20 protein-coding genes and 1 pseudogene are annotated in these 19,475 nt (G+C 63.6%); 8 read left to right on the top strand and 13 right to left on the bottom strand.

Features of this window, described 5'->3' with window-relative positions; genetic code table 11:
- Positions 1-20: 20 nt before the first annotated feature.
- The 4 genes from V8201_RS18565 to V8201_RS18580 all read right to left on the bottom strand — a co-directional run bounded on the left by V8201_RS18565 (position 21) and on the right by V8201_RS18580 (position 4,830).
- Complete coding sequence (locus tag V8201_RS18565; protein ID WP_336546236.1) at positions 21-1,373, bottom strand: MvaI/BcnI family restriction endonuclease; 1,353 nt, start codon at positions 1,371-1,373, stop codon at positions 21-23.
- The gene (locus tag V8201_RS18570; RefSeq protein WP_336546238.1) at positions 1,366-1,821 is read right to left on the bottom strand and encodes a very short patch repair endonuclease; all 456 of its coding nucleotides are present in this window, start codon (positions 1,819-1,821) and stop codon (positions 1,366-1,368) included. Before V8201_RS18570 ends, V8201_RS18565 begins: the two co-directional genes overlap by 8 nt.
- On the bottom strand, positions 1,814-3,103 hold the full coding sequence (dcm, locus tag V8201_RS18575; RefSeq protein ID WP_336546239.1) for a DNA (cytosine-5-)-methyltransferase: 1,290 nt from the start codon (positions 3,101-3,103) through the stop codon (positions 1,814-1,816). Before dcm ends, V8201_RS18570 begins: the two co-directional genes overlap by 8 nt.
- Positions 3,104-3,186: 83 nt before the next feature.
- A complete protein-coding gene (locus tag V8201_RS18580) occupies positions 3,187-4,830 on the bottom strand; it encodes a hypothetical protein (RefSeq protein WP_336546240.1) in 1,644 nt (547 codons plus the stop codon).
- 170 nt (positions 4,831-5,000) lie between these two features.
- On the opposite strand from V8201_RS18580, the gene V8201_RS18585 reads away from it, so the two are divergent.
- The 3 genes from V8201_RS18585 (at position 5,001) to V8201_RS18595 (ending at position 6,676) form a co-directional block, all read left to right on the top strand.
- Positions 5,001-5,978 (top strand): GAF domain-containing protein, encoded by a 978-nt coding sequence (locus V8201_RS18585; protein ID WP_336546241.1) that lies wholly within the window; start codon positions 5,001-5,003, stop codon positions 5,976-5,978.
- Positions 5,979-6,029: 51 nt separating this feature from the next.
- Entirely contained in the window at positions 6,030-6,215 is a 186-nt protein-coding gene (locus V8201_RS18590; protein WP_336546242.1) for a hypothetical protein, read from the top strand.
- Between the two features lie 143 nt (positions 6,216-6,358).
- Positions 6,359-6,676: a hypothetical protein gene (locus tag V8201_RS18595; protein ID WP_336546243.1), complete on the top strand. Its 318-nt coding sequence runs from the start codon at positions 6,359-6,361 to the stop codon at positions 6,674-6,676.
- Between the two features lie 20 nt (positions 6,677-6,696).
- On the opposite strand, the gene traA is transcribed toward V8201_RS18595, so the two are convergent.
- Positions 6,697-9,600: a Ti-type conjugative transfer relaxase TraA gene (gene traA, locus V8201_RS18600; RefSeq protein ID WP_336546244.1), complete on the bottom strand. Its 2,904-nt coding sequence runs from the start codon at positions 9,598-9,600 to the stop codon at positions 6,697-6,699.
- Between the two features lie 165 nt (positions 9,601-9,765).
- On the opposite strand from traA, the gene V8201_RS18605 reads away from it, so the two are divergent.
- The 4 genes from V8201_RS18605 to V8201_RS18620 are packed head-to-tail and all read left to right on the top strand — an operon-like array spanning position 9,766 to position 12,161.
- Complete coding sequence (locus V8201_RS18605; RefSeq protein WP_336546245.1) at positions 9,766-10,095, top strand: conjugal transfer protein TraD; 330 nt, start codon at positions 9,766-9,768, stop codon at positions 10,093-10,095.
- A 13-nt stretch (positions 10,096-10,108) separates the two neighbouring features.
- Positions 10,109-10,336, top strand: coding sequence for a conjugal transfer protein TraD (locus tag V8201_RS18610; RefSeq protein WP_336546246.1), 228 nt, complete (start codon positions 10,109-10,111; stop codon positions 10,334-10,336).
- Entirely contained in the window at positions 10,333-10,617 is a 285-nt protein-coding gene (locus tag V8201_RS18615; protein ID WP_336546247.1) for a hypothetical protein, read from the top strand. Before V8201_RS18610 ends, V8201_RS18615 begins: the two co-directional genes overlap by 4 nt.
- Positions 10,617-12,161, top strand: coding sequence for a type IV secretory system conjugative DNA transfer family protein (locus V8201_RS18620; RefSeq protein WP_336546248.1), 1,545 nt, complete (start codon positions 10,617-10,619; stop codon positions 12,159-12,161). Before V8201_RS18615 ends, V8201_RS18620 begins: the two co-directional genes overlap by 1 nt.
- A gap of 564 nt (positions 12,162-12,725) precedes the next feature.
- Here V8201_RS18620 and V8201_RS18625 read toward each other — a convergent pair.
- From V8201_RS18625 to V8201_RS18655, 7 genes and pseudogenes are all read right to left on the bottom strand, one after another.
- On the bottom strand, positions 12,726-13,679 hold the full coding sequence (locus V8201_RS18625; RefSeq protein ID WP_336546250.1) for a replication initiator protein A: 954 nt from the start codon (positions 13,677-13,679) through the stop codon (positions 12,726-12,728).
- The gene (locus V8201_RS18630; RefSeq protein WP_336546251.1) at positions 13,676-14,020 is read right to left on the bottom strand and encodes a hypothetical protein; all 345 of its coding nucleotides are present in this window, start codon (positions 14,018-14,020) and stop codon (positions 13,676-13,678) included. The genes V8201_RS18625 and V8201_RS18630 overlap by 4 nt, the downstream gene beginning before the upstream one ends.
- Entirely contained in the window at positions 14,020-14,673 is a 654-nt protein-coding gene (locus V8201_RS18635) for a nucleotide-binding protein (RefSeq protein ID WP_336546252.1), read from the bottom strand. The genes V8201_RS18630 and V8201_RS18635 overlap by 1 nt, the downstream gene beginning before the upstream one ends.
- 91 nt (positions 14,674-14,764) lie before the next feature.
- Positions 14,765-14,884, bottom strand: a pseudogene (locus V8201_RS18640) (transcription elongation protein SprT); the annotation flags it as partial.
- Positions 14,885-15,238: 354 nt separating this feature from the next.
- Positions 15,239-15,727, bottom strand: coding sequence for a hypothetical protein (locus tag V8201_RS18645; RefSeq protein ID WP_336546253.1), 489 nt, complete (start codon positions 15,725-15,727; stop codon positions 15,239-15,241).
- A 459-nt stretch (positions 15,728-16,186) separates the two neighbouring features.
- Entirely contained in the window at positions 16,187-16,477 is a 291-nt protein-coding gene (locus tag V8201_RS18650) for a hypothetical protein (protein WP_336546254.1), read from the bottom strand.
- A 199-nt stretch (positions 16,478-16,676) separates the two neighbouring features.
- Positions 16,677-17,564, bottom strand: a complete 888-nt coding sequence (locus V8201_RS18655) for a LysR family transcriptional regulator (RefSeq protein WP_336546255.1) — start codon at positions 17,562-17,564, stop codon at positions 16,677-16,679.
- A gap of 105 nt (positions 17,565-17,669) precedes the next feature.
- On the opposite strand from V8201_RS18655, the gene V8201_RS18660 reads away from it, so the two are divergent.
- Complete coding sequence (locus tag V8201_RS18660) at positions 17,670-18,536, top strand: SDR family oxidoreductase (RefSeq protein WP_336546256.1); 867 nt, start codon at positions 17,670-17,672, stop codon at positions 18,534-18,536.
- 98 nt (positions 18,537-18,634) lie between these two features.
- On the opposite strand, the gene V8201_RS18665 is transcribed toward V8201_RS18660, so the two are convergent.
- Positions 18,635-19,475 (bottom strand): LysR family transcriptional regulator (locus V8201_RS18665; RefSeq protein WP_336546257.1); only part of this gene is annotated, 841 nt, incomplete at its 5' end.

The following is a 19,475-nucleotide window of genomic DNA, read 5'->3' on the forward strand; positions in this document are numbered from 1 at the left end:
CCTGCCTTTTCAGATGATACTCATCCATCGCTCACCCCTACAGGCTCCATACGCCGGTAGAGTGAGGACAGGTCACTCGACTTAATTCGGAATTGGCTCCGCCGCTTGATGTCCGGTCGTGGTCCAGAAGCACCTTCCAGTTTGATGCCGGGATCATAGTAGACAGCACCCTGAGCCACCGCTTTCAGCAGCCGCAAAAAATCGGTTCCTTCGCCCAGTCGAACGGTACCCCCATAGCGATACGCCAGCTCCGGTGCCTTGCGGCGTTCGGCCGGCACGTACACTGCCTGCGCGTGCTTACGGTTCCAGAGGCCTGCCAGAGCCGTAAAGCTCCATGAAGCCGCGATAATGTCTTCGCCCCGGACAAGCGCAAGACTGCCTTCCGCATCGGTGATCTTCCCGCTCAAGGAGTCATAGCCAAACAATCGCAGCGTCAGGTCCGTGCCGGCATGATGCTGGCCTTCACGGAAGATGCCACCGAAGTTCAGACGGTCTTCCCGTCCCAGTTTATCGGCATAGCCGAACGTGCGAATAAAGGATTCTACGCCATTGCTGCGATAGTGCCCGCCAGTTGGCTCAGGCGTCATCAGTGTAATGACCTTGGACGCCGGCACCCGACAATAGTCGTCGACTTGGCCCGCTTTCACTTCCCAGCCCATGAAATCGGGCTCGGCATAGCCGTTACGGGCAACGCCCAGCTCAGCCTCCAGCGTATAACCGACACACTGCGGTGCCTGACACGGCGCATGGCTGCCATCTGCCCGCAGAGCATAGGAGCCGATCCAGTCCTTGGCATGGATAGCAGCCAAGGTTGCCAGCAGGATCTCCCGTGAGGTCCGGTTCTCCTGCTGAGGTCGCAGCGGCACCTTCAGGAAGACGCCGATAGGCTCCAGTCCCTCCAGCTCGCGATACTCACGCGCCAATTCCGTGTCTGGCCCGGACGCCCATGCAATGATGCGCCGATCGTCCGTGATCCCGAAAAACAGCAGCCGGCCTAGGTCGCGGATGGTCATGACCGAGGAGGGCGCGTTGCGCGATCCCTTTAGAAATCCCGACATTCGCACCTCGGGATATTGCGGGTAGAGAATGAGCTGGGCGCCAGGTGCCGGTTCAACCCGCCCGTCTTCCTGAAGCCAGCCAAAGGGCAGCGGTGCCTTCAGGATCTCGACGCCCTTGTCAGTGCGTTCTGCGCGCAGCTCGCCGGCAGGAAGAATGCTGAGCGCTTCGAAATTGCCGCCGAGGTAGGGCTGGTTTTTTGAGTTGTCGTTCGGCGCCAACTCTTTCACGAGAAGCTGACGGACACCATTTGCGATCATGCCAGCGCGCAGCTGATCAAGCGTAATCCCGGGCAGGTATGATAGCAGGTCAGCCATTGCCGCGGATGTCCCCTGCCATTGCGTCCCCCTCAAGCCAGGCTACCGCCTGATCTACTGCTTCCTCAAGCCCGATCTTCGTCCGGCCACGGATCGCGCATTCCCAGATGGCAAGCTGACGCCAGCCCTGTTCTGCCAGTTCGCTGGTGACAATCGCATCGCGGGCCTGGTTACGGCCGATCTTCTCGCGCCAGAATTCGGTCCGCGTGCCGGGCAACCGGAACAGGTGACAGTCGTGGCCATGCCAGAAGCAGCCATGGACGAATACAGCTGCACGGTGTCGGGGAAGCACGATGTCGGGCTTGCCCGGCACGCCGGCAGCGTGAAGCCGGTAGCGAAAGCCTCTGGCATGAAGCGCCTTCCGCAATACTAGCTCGGGACGGGTGTTCTTCGCCCTGATCCCCGACATCATCCGGCTGCGCGTCTCTGGCGAGACGATGTCAGCCAAAGGCGACCTCGAGAACCCGGTCAGTGTCTTCCACAACCACAGGCGCCGGCTCTGTCCGCAGATACGGTGCCATCAGGCTGGCGACCGCTTTCACCACCGGCACGACGACGGCGTTGCCAAACTGGCGATAGGCCTGGGTATCGGACACGGGAATTTTAAACTCCTGCCCACCGGGTTCCTCGAAGCCCATCAGACGGGCGCATTCGCGGGGCGTCAGACGCCGAGGGTTCTTCCCCTCTGCCTGCCGCACCAAGATTTCGGACCCGTCCTTGTAGTAGCGTGCCGAGAGCGTGCGGCTCGTGTCGGTAGGGCCTACCAGTCCGAACCCGAACCCGTTACCGGCCGCCTTATGCTTGTCGGCATAGCCCTGAAGGTAGGCCCAGAGCTTGTCGGTCAGGGTGTACTTCTCGGATACCGAACCGATGTTGCCACGGGTGAAAGGTGGATCGATCTCCTCCGAGCCATCCTCCGGATGCAGGATCGTGCCCAGCTTCGGACCTGACAACACATCCGGGATATCAAGGCCGGCAAAACTGAACGCATTCGGCTCGCGGAAACCAACGATGAAGATACGCTCACGGTGCTGGGGGACCAGCGACTTGGCGTTGATGATCTTCCAGTCCACCTGATAGCCCAGCTCGTCGACGAGGGTACGGCGGATGACCTCGAACGTCCGCCCCTTGTCGTGGCTCAGCAGGTTCCTGACATTTTCTAGCAGGAATGCCTTTGGCCGGTGATGGGCGATGATCTGCGCGACGTTAAAGAATAGCGTTCCCTGGGTCTCATCAAGAAAGCCGTGGGGCCGATTGAGCGCGTTCTTCTTTGATACGCCCGCGATCGAGAAGGGCTGGCAGGGAAAACCGGCCAGCAGCACGTCATGAGCCGGTATGTCGGCAAGCGACACCTTCGTGATGTCGCCGGCAACCTCGTGATCGCACTCGTTGTTGGCGCGGTACGTAAGCTGGGAATGTTTATCCCATTCGCTGGTGAACACGCATCTTCCGCCGAACGGCTCGAAGCCGCGGCGCAATCCGCCGATCCCGGCAAACAGGTCGATGAATGTGAAGGTGCCGGTTTCTTCCTCAGCTGCGAGCACCGCAGCCGGACTACGGCTACGGCGCAGCATGTCATCCAGCATGCGAACTGCGGCCCGCCGGGGTGGCGTTATGCCCCGTTCCCAGCGATAGACCGTGCTTCGTGAGAAGCCGGCAGCATCGGCAAAGTCGTCAATGCTGATGCCTGCGCTGGTACGCAGACGGGAAAATTCGGAAACGGATCGCACGGGGCACCTCTGGGACGATTTGTGCCACTGTGGCACCCAGATTCCCAGCGCACAAGAACAAATAGCGAATAGTCTAGAGGAAGTCATTCCTCCTTATCGTTTACCTGCTGCTCCCTGCGCCGGCTTTCCACCCGGACATCGTCCCTCGTTTCGACAGCTCCCAGTTTCACAAGCCGCGAGACGATACCCCCCTCGTTCCGGTCGAGCGTCTTCATCAGCTCCCCGATCGTGGCATTCTCCTCGTTCCACAGGCGGAGCAGGCGGGTCTCCTGCGCTTCAGTCCAGCGTTCGCCGGTAGCAGGTGCCTTCTCCTTCTGGCTGACAGGCCTGATCGGCGACTGTTTTTTGGCCCCCTTCTTCACCAGCACGCGGATGGCATCCGCCACTGCCGCCCACTCAACATTGGAAAGCTCGATCACCTCGCCTTCCGGCAACACGAGGCTGGAATGTCCACGCCCGGCACCAAACTGGAAGTGCCGGTCGCTGACGGACCATGCCATGGTGTGGCCAGTGGCATGGCCAGACGTCGTCATCTTCGCTTCCGGGGTCTCAGCGGCAGATGTAAACTTCGCCGCTGCCGGCGGTACGGACGCATCAGCCACCACTGACGCCGGGGCCGGCACTTCGGCTTCCCACAACTGGTCCGACGATGGTGTTTTGCCCGCCAGCCCGGTCAGCCAGCGATCCTCAACCGGCGGCAGGGAGGTGCCCAAAACAAGCAGGGCAATATTTTCGGCCAGTGCCGCCGGCGGATCGGACAGCAGGCCAAGCCTGCTGAATGCGCCGGCTTTCAGGACACGGAAACTGAGGTTGCCTGAACCGCTGAAGGTGGTGTGCCCGGCAGACGTGCCCCGGCTGCCGGCCATCATGCTGCCGGTAACCTCTGCATTCATGTCGACGGCGATCAGTGCTGCACGGGCCCGCAGACGCATGTCGTTGAGCAGGTACATCGAACCTGCGTCCTTCGACCACACTGGTTTTACGACGATTGCATGGACGCAGCGGACGCCGGCTTCGCCAAGTCGGGTGATGACGTTCAGCTCGCCGGTGTTGAGCCCGAAAGACACCGGCGGGCCCTGCATCGGGTACTTGTGCTTGATCTCCAACAGCCAGACATCATCGCCATGGACGAGAATGCGATCAAGGTTCCAGACCGCCCGAAACCAAGGCTGCACGCCCCAGTTCATGAACAGGCGCGGCAGAATGACCTTTCGGCCAAGCTCCGGGCCATGCTGGCTGGAGAGGAATCCCCAGAAACTCTGCTGCTGGCGGTTGGCGTCGCGAACCGACTGCGACACCTCGACGGGCTGCGGCTGCCGGCCGGACAGTTCGCCCATCAATATGGTCAGCGGCCTGCTTCCTGAAATCAGCTTACCGTTTTTCCATTCCCGCGCCGTGAAGGTGGTCAGCGGCGTATCAGTTTCGACCAGCCATACCCTAAACCGCTTTTCCAGCGCCCTGAGATAACGCCCGAGCCCTGGCTGCTGCGCACGGGCCCAGACGAAGGCCAGCCACTCGCCTCCCCCACCGGGATTGACGATGGCGGTGTCCGCGTCGAGCAGGATTGCGCCGTCGAGATGGTCCGGCACGTCATCAAAGATCTGATCAAATACGCTTTCGACCACGAGCCCCTCGGCAAGCTGATGCTTGTCGCTGGCGAGGATGGTCCGGCACTGCTCATGGTCATCAAGATCGAGTGTGCCGAGATCGCCCCATGGTGTCTGCATTCATCCATCTCCCTTTGGACAAGCCCTGATCCTGGCGCGCAGAACCTGCCCCGTACATCCCTTTGCATCGCTATAGATGTATTCGATCCGGTAACTGCCGCCGGCACCAATCCCTCTCTTTGCTGGCGACAAGCGAATGCTTCTGCCATCCTGTGTAAAACGAGGCTGTCTTGAGCGGATTTGATACCCTTGAAGCGCGTTTGCGTCCGAACCGTCGTGGCGCACTCAGGAAGATCAGCGAACGTATCGCCTCGGTCGAACGATTGCGTCCCTGGCTTGTCGTTACCGGTGTTTCAGGTGCCTTCATCGCCGCCTTCGGCAAGGTCTTTACCGGAACAGCCGGCATCGTTCTGGCCATCACCGGAGCAGCGATTGCAGCCTTCGGAGGTGGGTTTGTGGCACTCCTTGACTATCGCAAGCTGGAACTCGGGACATATCTCACCGAAGCCGAAGCGATCGCCGAGGATGCCATTGCGCAGGGACGTGCCCTGGAGACCGAACGCGATGCGGCCCGGAGCGAAGGCGAAACGCTGGACCGACGCCGGATTGCCTACAGGCAGGCGAGCAACCTGATGCGGGAGGCGGCCGAGCAGTCGATGCTTGCCGATGTTGCAACGCTAACCAGCGCTGCCGATTTTATGCTCAAGAGCGCTGTGGTCCCAATCGGTGCTGCCATCGGCTTCGAGATGGAAGAGCGCTGGGCAATCTCGATCTTCCAGGTTCAGGGCGAAGGAGATTCCGCCATTTTGCGTCGCATTGCGGGGCTTAGGGCAGACAGGCTTGCCGAGCAGGCACAGGCGCGCGAGTGGCGCCTGAACGAAGGGCTGGTCGGCGTGGCATGGCATACCGGCCGCGATGGCATCATTGAGGACTATCGGGATCCGCAGGTAGCTATCGATTACCCGGTACCTGATGGACAGCGACGGGGTTACGATCCGGACCGCTACCGTTCGATGGCAGCCATTCCCATCCGGGTTGGACCCGACCAGACGATCTGGGGTGTTATAGCGGCATCGAGCGATTGCACCGGCCGCTTCCGCCGCGACCCGGGAAACAACCGGGTTCAGGCAGTGGATACGGTACGCCTCATCGGGCGCAGTACCGCGCTGCTGGCGACCGCGTTTCGGCTGCGTGACAACAGGGCCTAGGCTTTACGGAATGATGTTTATATGAGACCCATGCCTGACAAGGAGCCAGCGATGAAGATTGGAATGGAGCCCGATCCCGTCGAGGATCTGGAGCGTGAGCTGGAACTCGCCGTTGCAACAGCGGCAAAGGTCCAGTTTGGTGGCCAGGGCGATATCGGCGAGGCAATGGCGAGGGTGCATCAGCTTTCGCGTCGTCGGCTCGAATGGCCCACACAGGATATCCTGCTGCGGGCCTGATCGATCTTACTGCCATTAGCTGACCTTTTGGGACAGCATGCATTAGGCTGCCGGTCGTCCGGTGATCTACCCGTACCCAAATACTAGCTCTACTCACTCTCCGTGGGCCCGTTGCGACAGTTATCTGCCTAGGGACGTCGCCGATGCGTGAGCAAATATATGGGCTGCTTGATCATCCATCTGACCAGCTCGACACCTACAGGACCAACGCTCCCGATGGCGAATGGACGGGGCGTTTCGACCATCGGGCTTGGGGCAAGTCCGCCAACCTGTTCTGTTACTTTACCGATACCGTTTCGGCAGAAGGCTATCGGCTCAGCGTCTTCTTCGACAAGGAGTATCGCCCCGCCAAGGGTGGCCCCGCGATGGACCTAGAGCCTCTAAAAGCTGTGTTCAGGATCACGACGCGACGAGGCAAAAGAGGCCTGTCGCAGTTCGTCGCTGCCGAACCCCTTGCCTGATGCCGACATAGCCGGCTCGCCTATCGTCCCGGCCCCCGATCTTCGCGACCACGTTCCTTCTGCCGATCCCTGATCCGCTCGCGTTCCTGCTCTTGAGCGCGGACGCGCTCGGCACGCTGCTCGCGCATGACCGCATCATAGAGCTTGGTGAGATACGGATGCGCGCGCTCGACCCTGGCGCGTGCCAGCTCGTCGCCACGGTGACGCCGCTGTCCGGTTACAGGACCAAGATATTCCTTGAGATTACCCAGACGTTTTGCGAGCTGTGTGGATCGACGCTGCAATTCACGCGCGGTTTTCTCCCAGCTCGTCTGCGCAGCCTCGTAGGCCGGCCGGCGAAGCGCCGCTAACAACCCCCCAGGCGGCAGCGGCTGCTGTCGGGCGTGATTGTCCCTCGCCGTCTCATGGCGTCGGTACATAACGTTCGCCCGCACCTGAGCCCGCTGTGCGCGTGTCTGCACACCTGCCAGCTCGCGCCTGTGCTCCGCGGTCCAACTCTTCACTACGCCTTCGCGCGTCGGACGCTGGTAGCCTTGGGTAGAGGCACCCGGCTTGTCGGCCCCCTGTCGGGTCGCTGACTCGACATGGTCCGCCAAGGCAGGCTTTGGCGTGAAGCTGTCGAACATGCCCCGCGCCTTGTCGCGGACCTGCTCGACCAGCTGGCGCGCGAATTCCGGGAACCGGATCTCACGCCGATCGGCAAAAGCGCGGACCTGGTCCTGATCGCCGTGCCCGGGTGCATAGTCGCCGGCCATGTCCTTTGAACGGTCACGGGACAGCACGCGTGCGAGCTTGCCCTGATCGGAGAAATCGTCGCGGCCGTAATGGAGATGCACGCGGTCGCGATGGCGTGTCATACCGACATAGCTGCTGTGCCGGTCCATACCCGGCGTGGCGAGCGCATGGCTGTCGTTTACGGACACGCCCTGCGACTTACCGAACGTCGCCGCATAGCCGTGATCGACCGCGGCGTAGTCCTTCGCCGCGAACGTCACCTCCCGCCCGCCGTCGAGCCGCACCGTCATGCCCCCGGAGCCCGCATGCTCGATGGTGCCCAGCGTGCCGTTCTTCACCCCGAGCGACCGCTCGTTCCGCAGGAACATCAGGCGGTCGCCCGCCGCAAAGTCGCGGTGGCCCCGGTCGGTCGCGAACGCCACATCCTCCCCCAGCTCACCGTTCGCACGAAGCCGCCCCCGTGCCTCTCCGTTCAGTTCGCGGACCTCGGCGTTGGTATGGGTAAGGATGATCCGCGTGGCGTCAGGATCGGCCCGGCGCTGCCGATCCCAATTGTCCACCAGCTCCGCCCGCGCCGCCTCGCGCGTGTCGGCCGCGTGGACCATGCCGTGCGCGGCATAGGCGTCCAGTGCCTCGGCCGTGCGCCCAGTGGCGAACGCCCGCGTCGCTTCCTTCTGCCAGTCCTCGCGCTGCCGGCGTATCTCGGTGATCTCGGCTGCGCCGTGCCGCTCGGTGATCGACCGGAACGCCGCACCCGCCTCGATCGCCTGAAGCTGCTCGGAGTCGCCCACCAGCACCACCTTGGCCCCAGCGTCGCGGGCATGGGTTAGCACTTGCTCCATCTGGCGGGTGCCGACCATGCCGGCCTCGTCCACCACGAGCACGTCCTTCGGCCCGAGCTGGTCGCGCCCCTGTGCCCAGCCATGCTCAAGACTGGCGATAGTGCGCGACGCGATCCCCGATCCGCCCTCTAAATTCTCGGCTGCGATCCCGGACAGCGCCGCCCCGCGCACTTGGTAGCCCTCGCGCTCCCATGCCTCGCGCGCGACGCCCAGCATCGCTGATTTGCCGGTGCCGGCATAGCCGACGACCGACGCCAGCCCGTCGCGCCCGGTGATATGGTCGAAGGCGTCACGCTGCTCGCTTGACAGTACCAACCCCCGCCCCGCGGCCGCCTCCAGCGCGCCGGTCCGCTGCCGGTCGGACACGCCATGATCGCCGCAGCGGGCCAGCTCGTCGCCAGCCTTCTCCAGCCGCGCCTCGGTCGCGATCGTGTCGCGACTGGTGAACCGTTCCTGGTCCCGCCCGTCCCTGCCAAGCGGCACCAGCTCCGGGCTCGCACGCACCGCCGCGATCACCTGATCGAACTGATCCTTGCCGTCTGAATGGCGAAACGCGAAGGCGGCGAGGTCGCGATTGGTAAAGGTCGATTGCTGCCGGGTGATGCCGTCCAACGCGATGCGTGGGTTAGCCGCGATCTTTTCGCCGTTTTCGCGCGCGATCCGACGGTGATCGTCAGCGCGCTCGGCATCTTCACCGCGATCGAGCCGGCGCATCGCGGCCGGGCCAATCTTGTGCTGCGGCTCCAGCTCTATGCCGCGGTCCGCATAGCTGCGATGGTCGATCCGGCCCTCCAGCCCCAGCTCGACCATACGCTCATTGACGTGGCACCCCCACGCCTCGCGCCACCTCTGCAACAGCTCGGGCGCATTCCAGTCTCGGTTCTTCTGTTCGAACCCCTCCGGCCCCACGTCGCGCATCGACAGCATGACGTGTGCATGCGGCTTCGGACTTCCGTCTTTCGCCCTGTCCCAATGCACGTTGAGGTCTGCGACCATCCCCCGCTTCACGAACTGCTCGGCGACGAAATCGCGGGCGAGCGCGACGCCCTGCTTCTCGTTCATCTCGCGCGGGATCGAGAACTCGACTTCACGGGCAAGCTGCGCGTCCTTCCGTTTCTCGCCTGCCTCCACCTCGTTCCACAGCACGGTGCGATTATTTAAACGCTCCGGCGCGCTCTGCGGCAACATCACCTCGGAGTGGATGACGCCGGCCTTGTTCGAGAAGTTGTGGCTTCGCCCCAGCCGCTCGTCTTGCAGCTCGGATGCGGAGCGATATGCGGCAGACGCGACGGCGCTGGAACCGTTGGCGCGGCTGATGACCTTGGCACTGAAATGGAAGATCGCCATTGCAACAATCATTATGCACTTCTGAGCGCACGTCGGCAACGACGTATAAGCGCGCACTCATCCTCCGCTTCGCTCCCCCTGCCTGACTTGGTGACGCTTACTAATCGGTAGAGCTTGCCCCTGCTCGTCCATCGGCTAGGATATCTCTCGCTAGGAGACTGACCGATGCGGAAAGTGCGGGACTACGACGCGGAACTGAAGGCGCTCGGCGACAAGGCACGCCAGCTCAAGGCGAAGCGGGTCGAACAGCTCGGTGCGCTCGTCACTGCGACAGGTGCCGATGCTATTGATGCCGAGACGCTGGCCGGCGTTTTACTTGATGCGGTCGCGTCCAGAGATTCCGGTGCGATGGAGGCGTGGCGGGCGAAGGGTGCCGCCTTCTTTCAAAGCCGCGGGCGCAAAAGTCGCGGCGTTGCTGCGATCGACGGATCGGGGGTTGCGACTGAACCGGGCGGCGACGCTACGCGCGGAAGCGACCCGGCGACGAACGGATAGCCGGAACTGGGTCGTGCAACGTCGCCAGCGCACCCGCCATCTGATCGAGCTGGGCGGCCTCGTCCAGAAGGCCGGACTGGTCGATCTCGCCGACGACGATCGCGCGACGATCTACGGCGCACTGCTGGAGCTGGTTGGGCGTACGCGGGAAGGCGATGCCGGCGAGGCGCTGACGCTCTGGAAGCGCCGCGGCAAGCGGGCATTCGACGCGGAAGAAGCGGAACGGGAGACGGGCGAATGACGACGGTCGACCTTGACACGCTGCGGAATGAAGTCCGCGCACTCGACTATGTGCGTGGCAGCCCGGCCGAGGATGCGATGTGGCGCGAGGACGACGCGGACGCCCGCGCCAATCTCGCGATCGAGGGCATGGCGCTCTCCGCCGAAGATGACTCGCTGTTCGATATGCTGCGCGACGAACGGGTGCCCCCTGCGCTTGCCACGCAAATCCTTCTCCGGCTGCTCGGCCATCCTAACGCTGATCCGGCGCTGGCGATCACGCCGGCCGGCGAGAGCTGCTGATGCCCGCCCGGATCGGACCGGTATGGGCGCTGCTGATCGGCTTCGTCGTACTGATGGCGAGCAATAGCTGGCTCAAGGGCATCTTTGGCGTCGGCGAAATTGCGACCGACGTGCCGTTCCTGCTGACCGGCTTGGTCCTGTTCGCGATCTGGAAGTTCAACCGCCGCGGCGGTGGTCGGAACAGCAACTTGCTGGGCTCGGCCCGCTTCGGTGATCGCAAGGATCTGGTGAAGCTGGAAAGCTCGGGCGATCTCGTCATCGGCCGATCGGGCCGGAACAACAAATTGCTGCGCTATGACGGCCCGGCGCATCTGCTGACGATGGCGCCCACCCGCTCGGGCAAGGGCGTCGGCACGATCATCCCCAACCTTCTGCTGCTCGACCGTTCGGTGATCTGCATCGACCCCAAGGGTGAGAATGCCCGCGTCACGGCCCGTACGCGGGCCAGGAAGGGCGATGTGTGGTGTCTGGACCCGTTCGGCGTCTCGGGACGCCCAGAAGCCCGCTACAACCCCCTGGCGTGGCTCGAAGCCGCCAGCCCGGACCTCGCGGAAGACGCACAGACGATCGCTGACGCGCTGGTTCACGACGCACCGGGGCAAGGTGGCGAGGCGCATTGGAACGAGGAAGCCAAGGCGCTGATCGCCGGCATCATCCTGCACACCGTCATTCACGAGCCCCCTGCCCGCGCCACGCTGGCGACGGTGCGCGACAAGCTCACCCGCGATCCAGCCGGCTTCGCTGCGCTGCTCGCCGACATGCAGGCCAGCGCCGGTGCGCACGGCCTGATCGCGCGTGCCGCCAACCGCCAGCTCGGCAAATCCGATCGCGAGGCCGCCGGCGTGCTGTCATCCGCCCAGCGCCACACCCACTTCCTCGACAGTCCGCGCATCGTGGACAGCACGTCAGCGTCTGACTTTCGGTTTGCGGACCTAAAGGAACGACCGGGCACCGTGTTTCTGTGCCTGCCGCCCGATCGGCTCGATACCTATACGCGCTGGCTGCGGCTGCTTGTGAGCCAGGCCGTCACCGACATGGCGCGCTCTCCTGCCCGGCCGGAACGCCCGGTCCTGTTCCTGCTCGACGAGTTCGCTGCGCTCGGCCGCCTCGATCCAGTGGAGCGTGCGATGGGGCTGATGGCAGGCTACGGGATGCAGCTTTGGCCGATCCTCCAGGATATGCACCAGCTCAAGGCGACTTATGGCGAGCGCGCCGGCACGTTCATGTCGAACGCCGGCGTGATCCAGACCTTCGGGGTCAACGACCTTGCCACCGCCGACATGCTGTCGCGCACGATCGGCGACACCACCATCGAATATGAGACGTTCGGCACGTCCGGCCCGGCGAGCATCTTCAGCGACGGCCACCACTCCCAAAGCTCCAGCGGGCATGTCGCCGCACGCAGACTTGCAACGCCGGACGAAATCATGCGGATGAACGCGGACGATCTCCTGCTGATGCGGCAGGGCCAGCACCCGCTCGTCGTCGGGAAAATCCGGTACTATGCGGAGCGCGAGTTCACCGGTCTCTACGATCCCGCCTGATCGCACGCACCGGTAAAACCTGCCAATAGGTTCGGGGCGTGCCTCGGAGCTGCCCTCTCAACGAGCGTTAGGTCGACAGGCACACACCGCCGGATCGGCTTGGTTTTTCCCGAAAGCCTGCGGCCGTTAGGCCGCTCTTAATGACGGCGATAGCCGGCATGAAACAAACGCGTATTGCCCAAAGGGGCAATTCCGCATTCTCCTTTTCTGTCCTGTGATCTGTGCGGTGGGGTTAAGTGATTCTGTTAAATAGGAATCGTTAAGAAGGTTAAGGGGTCAAAAAAGCTGCTTTTTCGACGGTAATTCAACAGTTTGCGAGAATGGTTGGTGGGTGAAACCCCGTGATTCGGTGGGTGAAACCCCGATAGTGCGGTGGGTGAAACCCCGAAGCAATGGTGGGTGAAACCCCGACTCAGACGCACCCAAAATTGCTAGCCCGGATCGATTATCCACAGACTGAGAGGCTGTTCGCCACTCAAAGCAGCGCAGTGGCGTCAACTGGTCGACCCTGCCGGGTGGGCGAAACCCCGATAGTTGGGCTGGCGGTGGGTGAAACCCCGATAGTCAGCGCCGCCCCGCGAGCCGGTCCATCCGGGCATCTACCTCTTCGGTACGCCGACGATCGGCGTCGAAGCGTGCGCGCCGCTCCTCCTCCGCCCGCATCTTCTCTGCCAGCGCCAGCACCTCGGCCTCACCCCGGCGTCTGAACTGGACGGCCGGACTCCTGTCGGTCGTTTCCGCCGGCTCCATCGCATAATCGGGGAGCTGATCGGCTTCGATCACGCGCCGGAGCATACGGTTGAACTCCTTGGGCTGGGCGTCGCTGCCGGTCTTATCGCGCAACACCTCGACCCGGCACAACCACCCACCCTGCTGCGATCCGACATGCTTACGCGCGATACGGTACAGCGCCCGCTCCAGCCCCCCGGACAGTAGGAAATAGTCGGGATGCATGGTCAGCAGCGACTTCTCGTTGACGATCCCCTCGTAAACCCAATCGGAGAGGGTCAGAGTCATGCCGCGGGGCTTTTCGGTGTCGGCGTCAGTGTCAAACGTCCAGCTATCCAGCCAGTTGAAGCCGGCCTTCTGCCGCCGCTTGGTGGCGCGGATCGAGGTCGTGATGCTGGTCGTCTGGAGCCGAAGAAGCGCCGCCTGCAATTCCTGATAGTCCCGGCCGCCGGTGCTGCGCTTGATCGCCCGCAACAGGTCGTAGGGCGTCGTCGTCAGCGTGCGGGGCAGGTCGTTCAGGCCCTGCTGTTTCATGCGGTTGAGGGTGGATGCCGCCCATATCAGGATATCGGCGTCCCATATCGTTGCCATGCCGTAGTCCGGGATCGCCTGCACGCGCACCCAAGCCTCGCCGTCCGGGCTCCTGTATTCGATCGGCTTCAGGCGCTTGCGCTTCTGAAGTGAGAAAAACGGCCGTTCCATCACCTCGCGCTGATCGCGGAGCGGCAAGTCGCCCAGCGCCGGGATGAACAGGTCGAACTCGGGGTTGGGATCGCGCCGCTTGCTCACGGCGCAAACCTAGTATGGCCTCGCTTGACCAAATACTGGCGGAGCAACCGTTCGGTGATGACCGTTAGGGGTTCCCCGCCCTCCTCGACACTGAGTTGGCGAAGCGCGCGGTGCATGTCCTCGGGAATATGGATCAGTACCGGCTTTTTGCCGGGATGACTGCTGCGCCGTGTCGGTCCGGCGCTGGCCGACGCGTCAGGCGTTCGCCGCGATCGGCGCGGAGACGCTGCCGCGCGTGGTTCGTGCGCGGCATCAGCGACGGGAGCCGACGCCGGCGCCGTTGCCGGCTCCTCGGGTTCGTCATCAAAGATGCCGGCGAGCGCGGAGGGTTTGCGCGCCATTATGCTGCCTCGCTTACTGGCTTAGTCGTAAAGCCGCTTAGTCGCTTAGCCTCTGCGTAGCTGGCGCGCAGTTCGGCAGCCGCCTTGCTGTCAGGCTCCGTCTCGGCCGCGGTGCGCCCCATCGGCGTCGCCTTGTAGAAGTCCTTGCGGTAGTGGAGCCGGCTATCGAACAGCGTCACGCCCTTGGCTGCAAAGCCGGCGCTCGCCTCCTGCCCCTCCCCGCCCTGATGCGGAACCTGCGTAAGGATGACAGCGAACGGCGTGCCGGCCTGCTGCACCTGCTTGACCGTCTGCAACACCGAATGGACGTCCAGTCCACGCGGCGCGACGGGAATGATGACGAAATCCGCCTGCTCAGCCGCGAGCATGGCAATGTCCTTGGAGTTCGCCGGCGTGTCGATGATGATAAGGTCGATCTTGCCGCTGCTGCGCCCCCGCGAGACGTGAAGTGGCAGCCCGGCAACACTGCTGTCTTTCACCGTCACGTCGTCGTCGTCGCGGCGTTCCGACCAGTAGAGGGCCGATCCCTGCCGGTCGTCGGCATCAAGGATCACGACGGACGCCCCCTCCCTCGCCGCCTCGACCGCAAAGCCGGTCGACAGCGTGGTCTTGGACTGCCCGCCCTTCTGCGCGATGATCGCCCAAACCTGCATAGCTGTTACTCCCTACTAAGCGGCTAAGCGACTTATACCGCTTAGCCGCTTAGTCGTAAAGTGGCTTAGTCATCGGCCTCGGGATCTTCGTCGCCGTCGAGTGGATCGTGACGCATACGCGGGAGGGCAGGGGGGCGTTCAATGCTTCGAAGAGCTGTGCCATGCCGATCGCCACCCGGTTCAGCCAGCTCTCGCGATTGTCGTGGTCCATTTCCAGTTTTCCTTCCTTGCATCGCTTTCGGGCGATGGCCCTCGGCCATTGGCCCTACCTCGTGGCGAACAGCGGAGGGTGGGGGGGCGGCGCTCCCCTTTCCCTTCCCGGCAGACCTACGTCGCCAGCGTTGCCGGCGTCTGTCGTTGGGCGTGCCCGCGCACGCCCGCGCGAGCGATCGTCACCCGCATAGGGCGAGACGCTGCAAGCGGCTCGATCGGAGCGAAGCGAAGATAGAGCGCGATCCGGGACGGACGCGCAATCCTGTTTACTCGCTTCATCACTTAGTAGCTTAGTAGCTTAGTAGCTTAGTAGCTTAGTAGCTTAGTAGCTTAGTAGCTTATTCCATTAGCGTTAGAGCAGGGCACTAGATCGCCCAACGACCCGTTTCATATCGTCGCCAAAGACCGAAAGCGGTCGGTACAGGTCTGTTCCGTTGATGTTGACGGCGTGACGCGCATCGCCCGCTGCCGAAACGTGGGTCATCACTGCCGCGTGGGTCATATCGGGCATATAGATCGCCGAGAAACCCATGCGCTTGTAGAGGCTCATCCTAGAACTGGTCCAGAACTCCTCCGGCTCCTTAAAGAAGCCGAAACCGACGCCCTCGATCGAATTGGCGGAATACAACAATCTCTCGCGCGCAACCTCACTCTTGATCGATATTACCAAGTTGGTCGGGGCACAGGGTATCAGAATATCGCCCAGAGCCTGCAAAGATGCCATCTTACCACTATTCATGAGAACATGGCCCGGCATTTCCCAGACCGGCCATCCCGAAGCGTCCGTGAACATGGCAGGAATGCCACAGCTGGTTAAAACCTCGCTGCAAAGCAATTCCATGACTGCCCCGCCAGCTCCGCACGGCATAACCGGACCCGGGTTAAAGCTTGGCCCCTTATGCGGATGCTGTATGAGGAAGGCGTCATGCACATTTGCTGACGTGATAGGCGTGCCAAGGGTAAGCTCGCAGAAGTGAACAACGGCCCTTGCAGACGCGGGTATCTTGATTTGGTTGTAGAGGCAGGGACACACTCTCAGAAGCCGGTCAAACGCTGCCTTGGGCATAGGTATCTGCTGCGCCTGCCACGGGGGTAGCAGGTTCAGCACCGGACTCGCCGGCATTGTGGGGCCGGTCGAAAAATGCGCATTCAGCCACGTCGTCGCCGCGGCTCTGGTCCCGGCCTGCAAGCCAAGCGCAGGATTATCGACTAACTGTTGCCAACTCAGCGGGTTTGGGGCGGCCGGGCAATGAGGATGAAGACAAATCACGCCAGACGTTAGCGGACGATTTCACGGCAGTTAAGAGGACGATGGCGCGATGACGTAGTGTTGGTCGTCCGTCCGCGCGCGGTACACTACCAGCTCAGCATTGCGACCTTCTTCGGCCGCAACCTGAAACCACGTCGGGCTTGCCCCCGGATCGAGCGGGTGAAAGTCCGGGGATGCGGAAAGCAGGCTCATCATGTCGTCGGGTAGGGGGGCCAGCCGCGTCTCTGCGGACAAAAGCAGCCGGCCCATGAACGGCACCACGTCATGGCCAGCCCGGACAGCCGCCAGCACCTTCTCAAGTTCGCGTGTCAGTTCCGTCACGCCGCCCTCATGCCATGCATTATCATGCCCCAACTCTCAGCAGGCGCACGGTGCTTATACCCCACGATGGTTTCGTCCACGTCGATACAGGGGTCATGCACCACTGGAGCTGATCTAGCGAACATGAAAGTAGGCCCGTCGCGAAACTGCTGACTTCCTACCGTAGCGTATGTTCGACCTTATGCGACAGGAACCAGCCTCACCCTGCGAGGTAAGCGGCGAGTTCCTCCGGTGCTCCTTGGGGAAATGATCGCCGCAGAAGCTCCAGGAATGCGGACACCCTGGCGTTGAGCAGTCGGCGCGATGGATAGAGCGCCCACAGGCTGATGTCCGATCCCGCCACATCGCCCCAAGACGTCATTCGCCCGCTGCCGATGTCGCCGAGCACAAGCGACAGCGGCAGACGCGCCGCCCCGGCGCCCGCCCGCACAGCATCGCGGATCATGACCAGCGAGGACAGCCGCAGCACCGGTTCGATTTCGATCGCCACCGGCCCTTCCGGCCCGACCGCCGTCCAGGTCCGTACGGAGTCGGCGCCGCGCACCACTGCCGGCACGGTCGTCCCCACGGGCCGCGGCATGTCGGGGCCGCCCACCACTACCAACCGGTCGTGGAGGAAGGGGCGGCCCACCAGCGTCTCGTCAGGCGCAGGGTCGACACGGATCACCAAGTCGTAGCCCTCCTCGATCATGTCGACCGCCCGATCGTCGGTCGTCACCTCCAGCCGAACCTCCGGATGCGCCCACGCGAACTCGGCCGCGAGCCGCCCCATCGCCGTCTGCGAGAAGAGCAACGGCGCGCTGATCCGCAGCCGCCCGCGCACCTGACTGCTGCCCGACGCGATGGCGGTCGCGGTCTCTTCCAGCTCGGTCAGCAGCGCTCCGGCGCGCTCGAATAGCGCGCATCCCTCTTCGGTCAGCTTGAGGTCGCGTCGCCCACGGTCGAAGAGCCGGAGGTCCAGCGCCGCTTCAAGCTCGCCCACACGCCGGGACAAGGTCGCCTTGGGCCGGCGAGCGGCGCGCGCTGCCGCTCCGAAGCCGCCATGACGGGCGACGAGCGTGAAGTCGGCAAGCGCGAGCAGGTCCATGTCGTTCCACCAGCGGGACGCGGCGTCTAAATTGTGCGTCTATTTGAGCGTCCATGGATCGACCATCTTCGCTTCGTCAGCAAGACCCAACGAAGGAGCGAACCCATGACCATTCTCGTGATCGGAGCCACTGGCCGCGTCGGCCGCCACGTCGTCGACCAGCTCGTGCAGCGCGACGCGGACGTTCGCGTGCTCACCCGCGATCCCACCAAGGCCACGTTCCCGGCCGACGTCGAGGTGGTGCAGGGAGACCTGCTCGACATTGACGCGCTACGCGCCGCCTTCTCGGGCGTCAGCACGCTGTTCCTGCTCAATGCGGTGACCGGCGATGAATTCACCCAAGCGATCATCACGCTGAACGTCGCGCGCGAGGCCGGCGTCGAGCGGGTCGTCTACCTGTCGGTGTTCCAGGCCGACCTCGCGGTGAACGTCCCCCATTTCGCCGTGAAGCATGGCGCGGAGCGTATGCTGGAGGCGATGGGCTTCGGCGCCACCATCCTGCGCCCGACCTACTTCATCGACAACGAGGCGATGGTGAAGGACGTGATCCTCCAGCACGGCGTCTATCCGATGCCGATCGGGGGCAGGGGGCTCGCCATGGTCGACGCGCGCGACATCGCCGAGGTCGCCGCGATCGAGTTGGTCCGCCGCCATGACACGCCAGGTAAGCTGCCGATCGAGACGATCAACCTGGTCGGCCCCGATACGCTGACCGGCACGGACGTGGCGGCGATCTGGTCCGACGTGCTGGGGCGCCCGGTCGTCTATGGCGGCGACGACCCCAGTGGCTTCGAGGCCAATATGGCGACGTTCATGCCGAAGTGGACGGCCTACGAGATGCGGCTGATGGCCGAACGCTACGTCAGCGACGGCATGATCCCCGAAGACGGTGACCGCGAACGCCTCGTCGGCATCCTGGGCCGCCCGCTGCACGGCTATAGCGAAACGGCCCGCGCGCTCGCCGCTGCCTGAACGCCGTCCTGACATTCACCCATGAAGCAGGCGCCGGCGGACATCCCGTCGGCGCCTGTGGTCTGGGATTGGACATCCGGCTTTAGCGGCAGCGCCGCCTACTGCTTCCCCCGACCGATCACATCCAGTAAGGCGTCAGCGGCCTTGGTGCGATAGCGTTCCTTATGGCGCAGCCCGAAGAAGGGGCGGTGATCGAACACGATCGGGGCGGCGTACAACGTTCCCGCCTTAATCGCTGGCGCCACCACCAGCGAGGATAGGGCTGCGATACCGGCGCCGGCCTCCACGGCAGTGCGGACGCCCTCATTGGACGGGAGAACGAGCGCCACGTCGAGCGCAGCGGGATCGATGCTCAAGGCGAGCAGATAGCGGTCCAACGTCGAACGTGTGCCCGATCCCGGCTCACGCTGCACCCACCGCGCTTGGGCCAGCCAAGCCGCATCGACGTGGTCCCTTCCGAACGGCTCGGCGCTGACCAGCATCAGCCGATCCTCGCCGATCGGCCAGTGCGCGAGCGCCGGATCGTCGACCTCGCCTTCGACGATACCGAGGTCCGCGTCGCCGTCATGAACGCGCGCTGCGGCCTGAGCGGTATTGCCGATCGCCAATTCGATGCCGAGCGCCGGGTAGCGTTCGCGGAACGCGGCGAGGATCGGCGGAAGCCAGTAGGCGGCGATGGTCTGGCTGGCGACGACGCGCAGGGTGCCGCGCTTCAGCCCGCTCAACTCGTCCAGCACCGTTTCGGCCGCGCCGGCACGCGCAAGCACGCCCCGCGCCTCGGCTAGGAACAGTCGTCCCGCCTCGGTCAGCGCGATACCGCGGCCGACGCGGTGGAACAGCTTGATCGCGTGCCGCTCCTCCAGCGCCGCGATCGCTGCCGAGGCGGCCGACTGAGTGACGTTCAGCGCGCGCGCTGCCGCGGTCATGTGCTCTCGCTCG

It is taken from the genome of Sphingomonas kyungheensis, assembly GCF_037120395.1.
Lineage (GTDB): Bacteria > Pseudomonadota > Alphaproteobacteria > Sphingomonadales > Sphingomonadaceae > Sphingomonas > Sphingomonas kyungheensis.

Excerpts from the sequence above, each read along its gene's own strand:
- V8201_RS18615 (WP_336546247.1), top strand. The coding sequence starts at position 10,333 with ATGACGACGGTCGACCTTGACACGCTGCGGAATGAAGTCCGCGCACTC.
- V8201_RS18605 (WP_336546245.1), top strand. The coding sequence starts at position 9,766 with ATGCGGAAAGTGCGGGACTACGACGCGGAACTGAAGGCGCTCGGCGAC.
- V8201_RS18620 (WP_336546248.1), top strand. The coding sequence starts at position 10,617 with ATGCCCGCCCGGATCGGACCGGTATGGGCGCTGCTGATCGGCTTCGTC.
- V8201_RS18595 (WP_336546243.1), top strand. The coding sequence starts at position 6,359 with ATGCGTGAGCAAATATATGGGCTGCTTGATCATCCATCTGACCAGCTC.
- V8201_RS18580 (WP_336546240.1), bottom strand. The coding sequence starts at position 4,830 with ATGCAGACACCATGGGGCGATCTCGGCACACTCGATCTTGATGACCAT.
- V8201_RS18655 (WP_336546255.1), bottom strand. The coding sequence starts at position 17,564 with ATGGACCTGCTCGCGCTTGCCGACTTCACGCTCGTCGCCCGTCATGGC.
- V8201_RS18645 (WP_336546253.1), bottom strand. The coding sequence starts at position 15,727 with ATGGAATTGCTTTGCAGCGAGGTTTTAACCAGCTGTGGCATTCCTGCC.
- V8201_RS18660 (WP_336546256.1), top strand. The coding sequence starts at position 17,670 with ATGACCATTCTCGTGATCGGAGCCACTGGCCGCGTCGGCCGCCACGTC.
- V8201_RS18565 (WP_336546236.1), bottom strand. The coding sequence starts at position 1,373 with ATGGCTGACCTGCTATCATACCTGCCCGGGATTACGCTTGATCAGCTG.
- V8201_RS18630 (WP_336546251.1), bottom strand. The coding sequence starts at position 14,020 with ATGGCGCGCAAACCCTCCGCGCTCGCCGGCATCTTTGATGACGAACCC.
- traA (WP_336546244.1), bottom strand. The coding sequence starts at position 9,600 with ATGGCGATCTTCCATTTCAGTGCCAAGGTCATCAGCCGCGCCAACGGT.
- V8201_RS18590 (WP_336546242.1), top strand. The coding sequence starts at position 6,030 with ATGAAGATTGGAATGGAGCCCGATCCCGTCGAGGATCTGGAGCGTGAG.
- V8201_RS18635 (WP_336546252.1), bottom strand. The coding sequence starts at position 14,673 with ATGCAGGTTTGGGCGATCATCGCGCAGAAGGGCGGGCAGTCCAAGACC.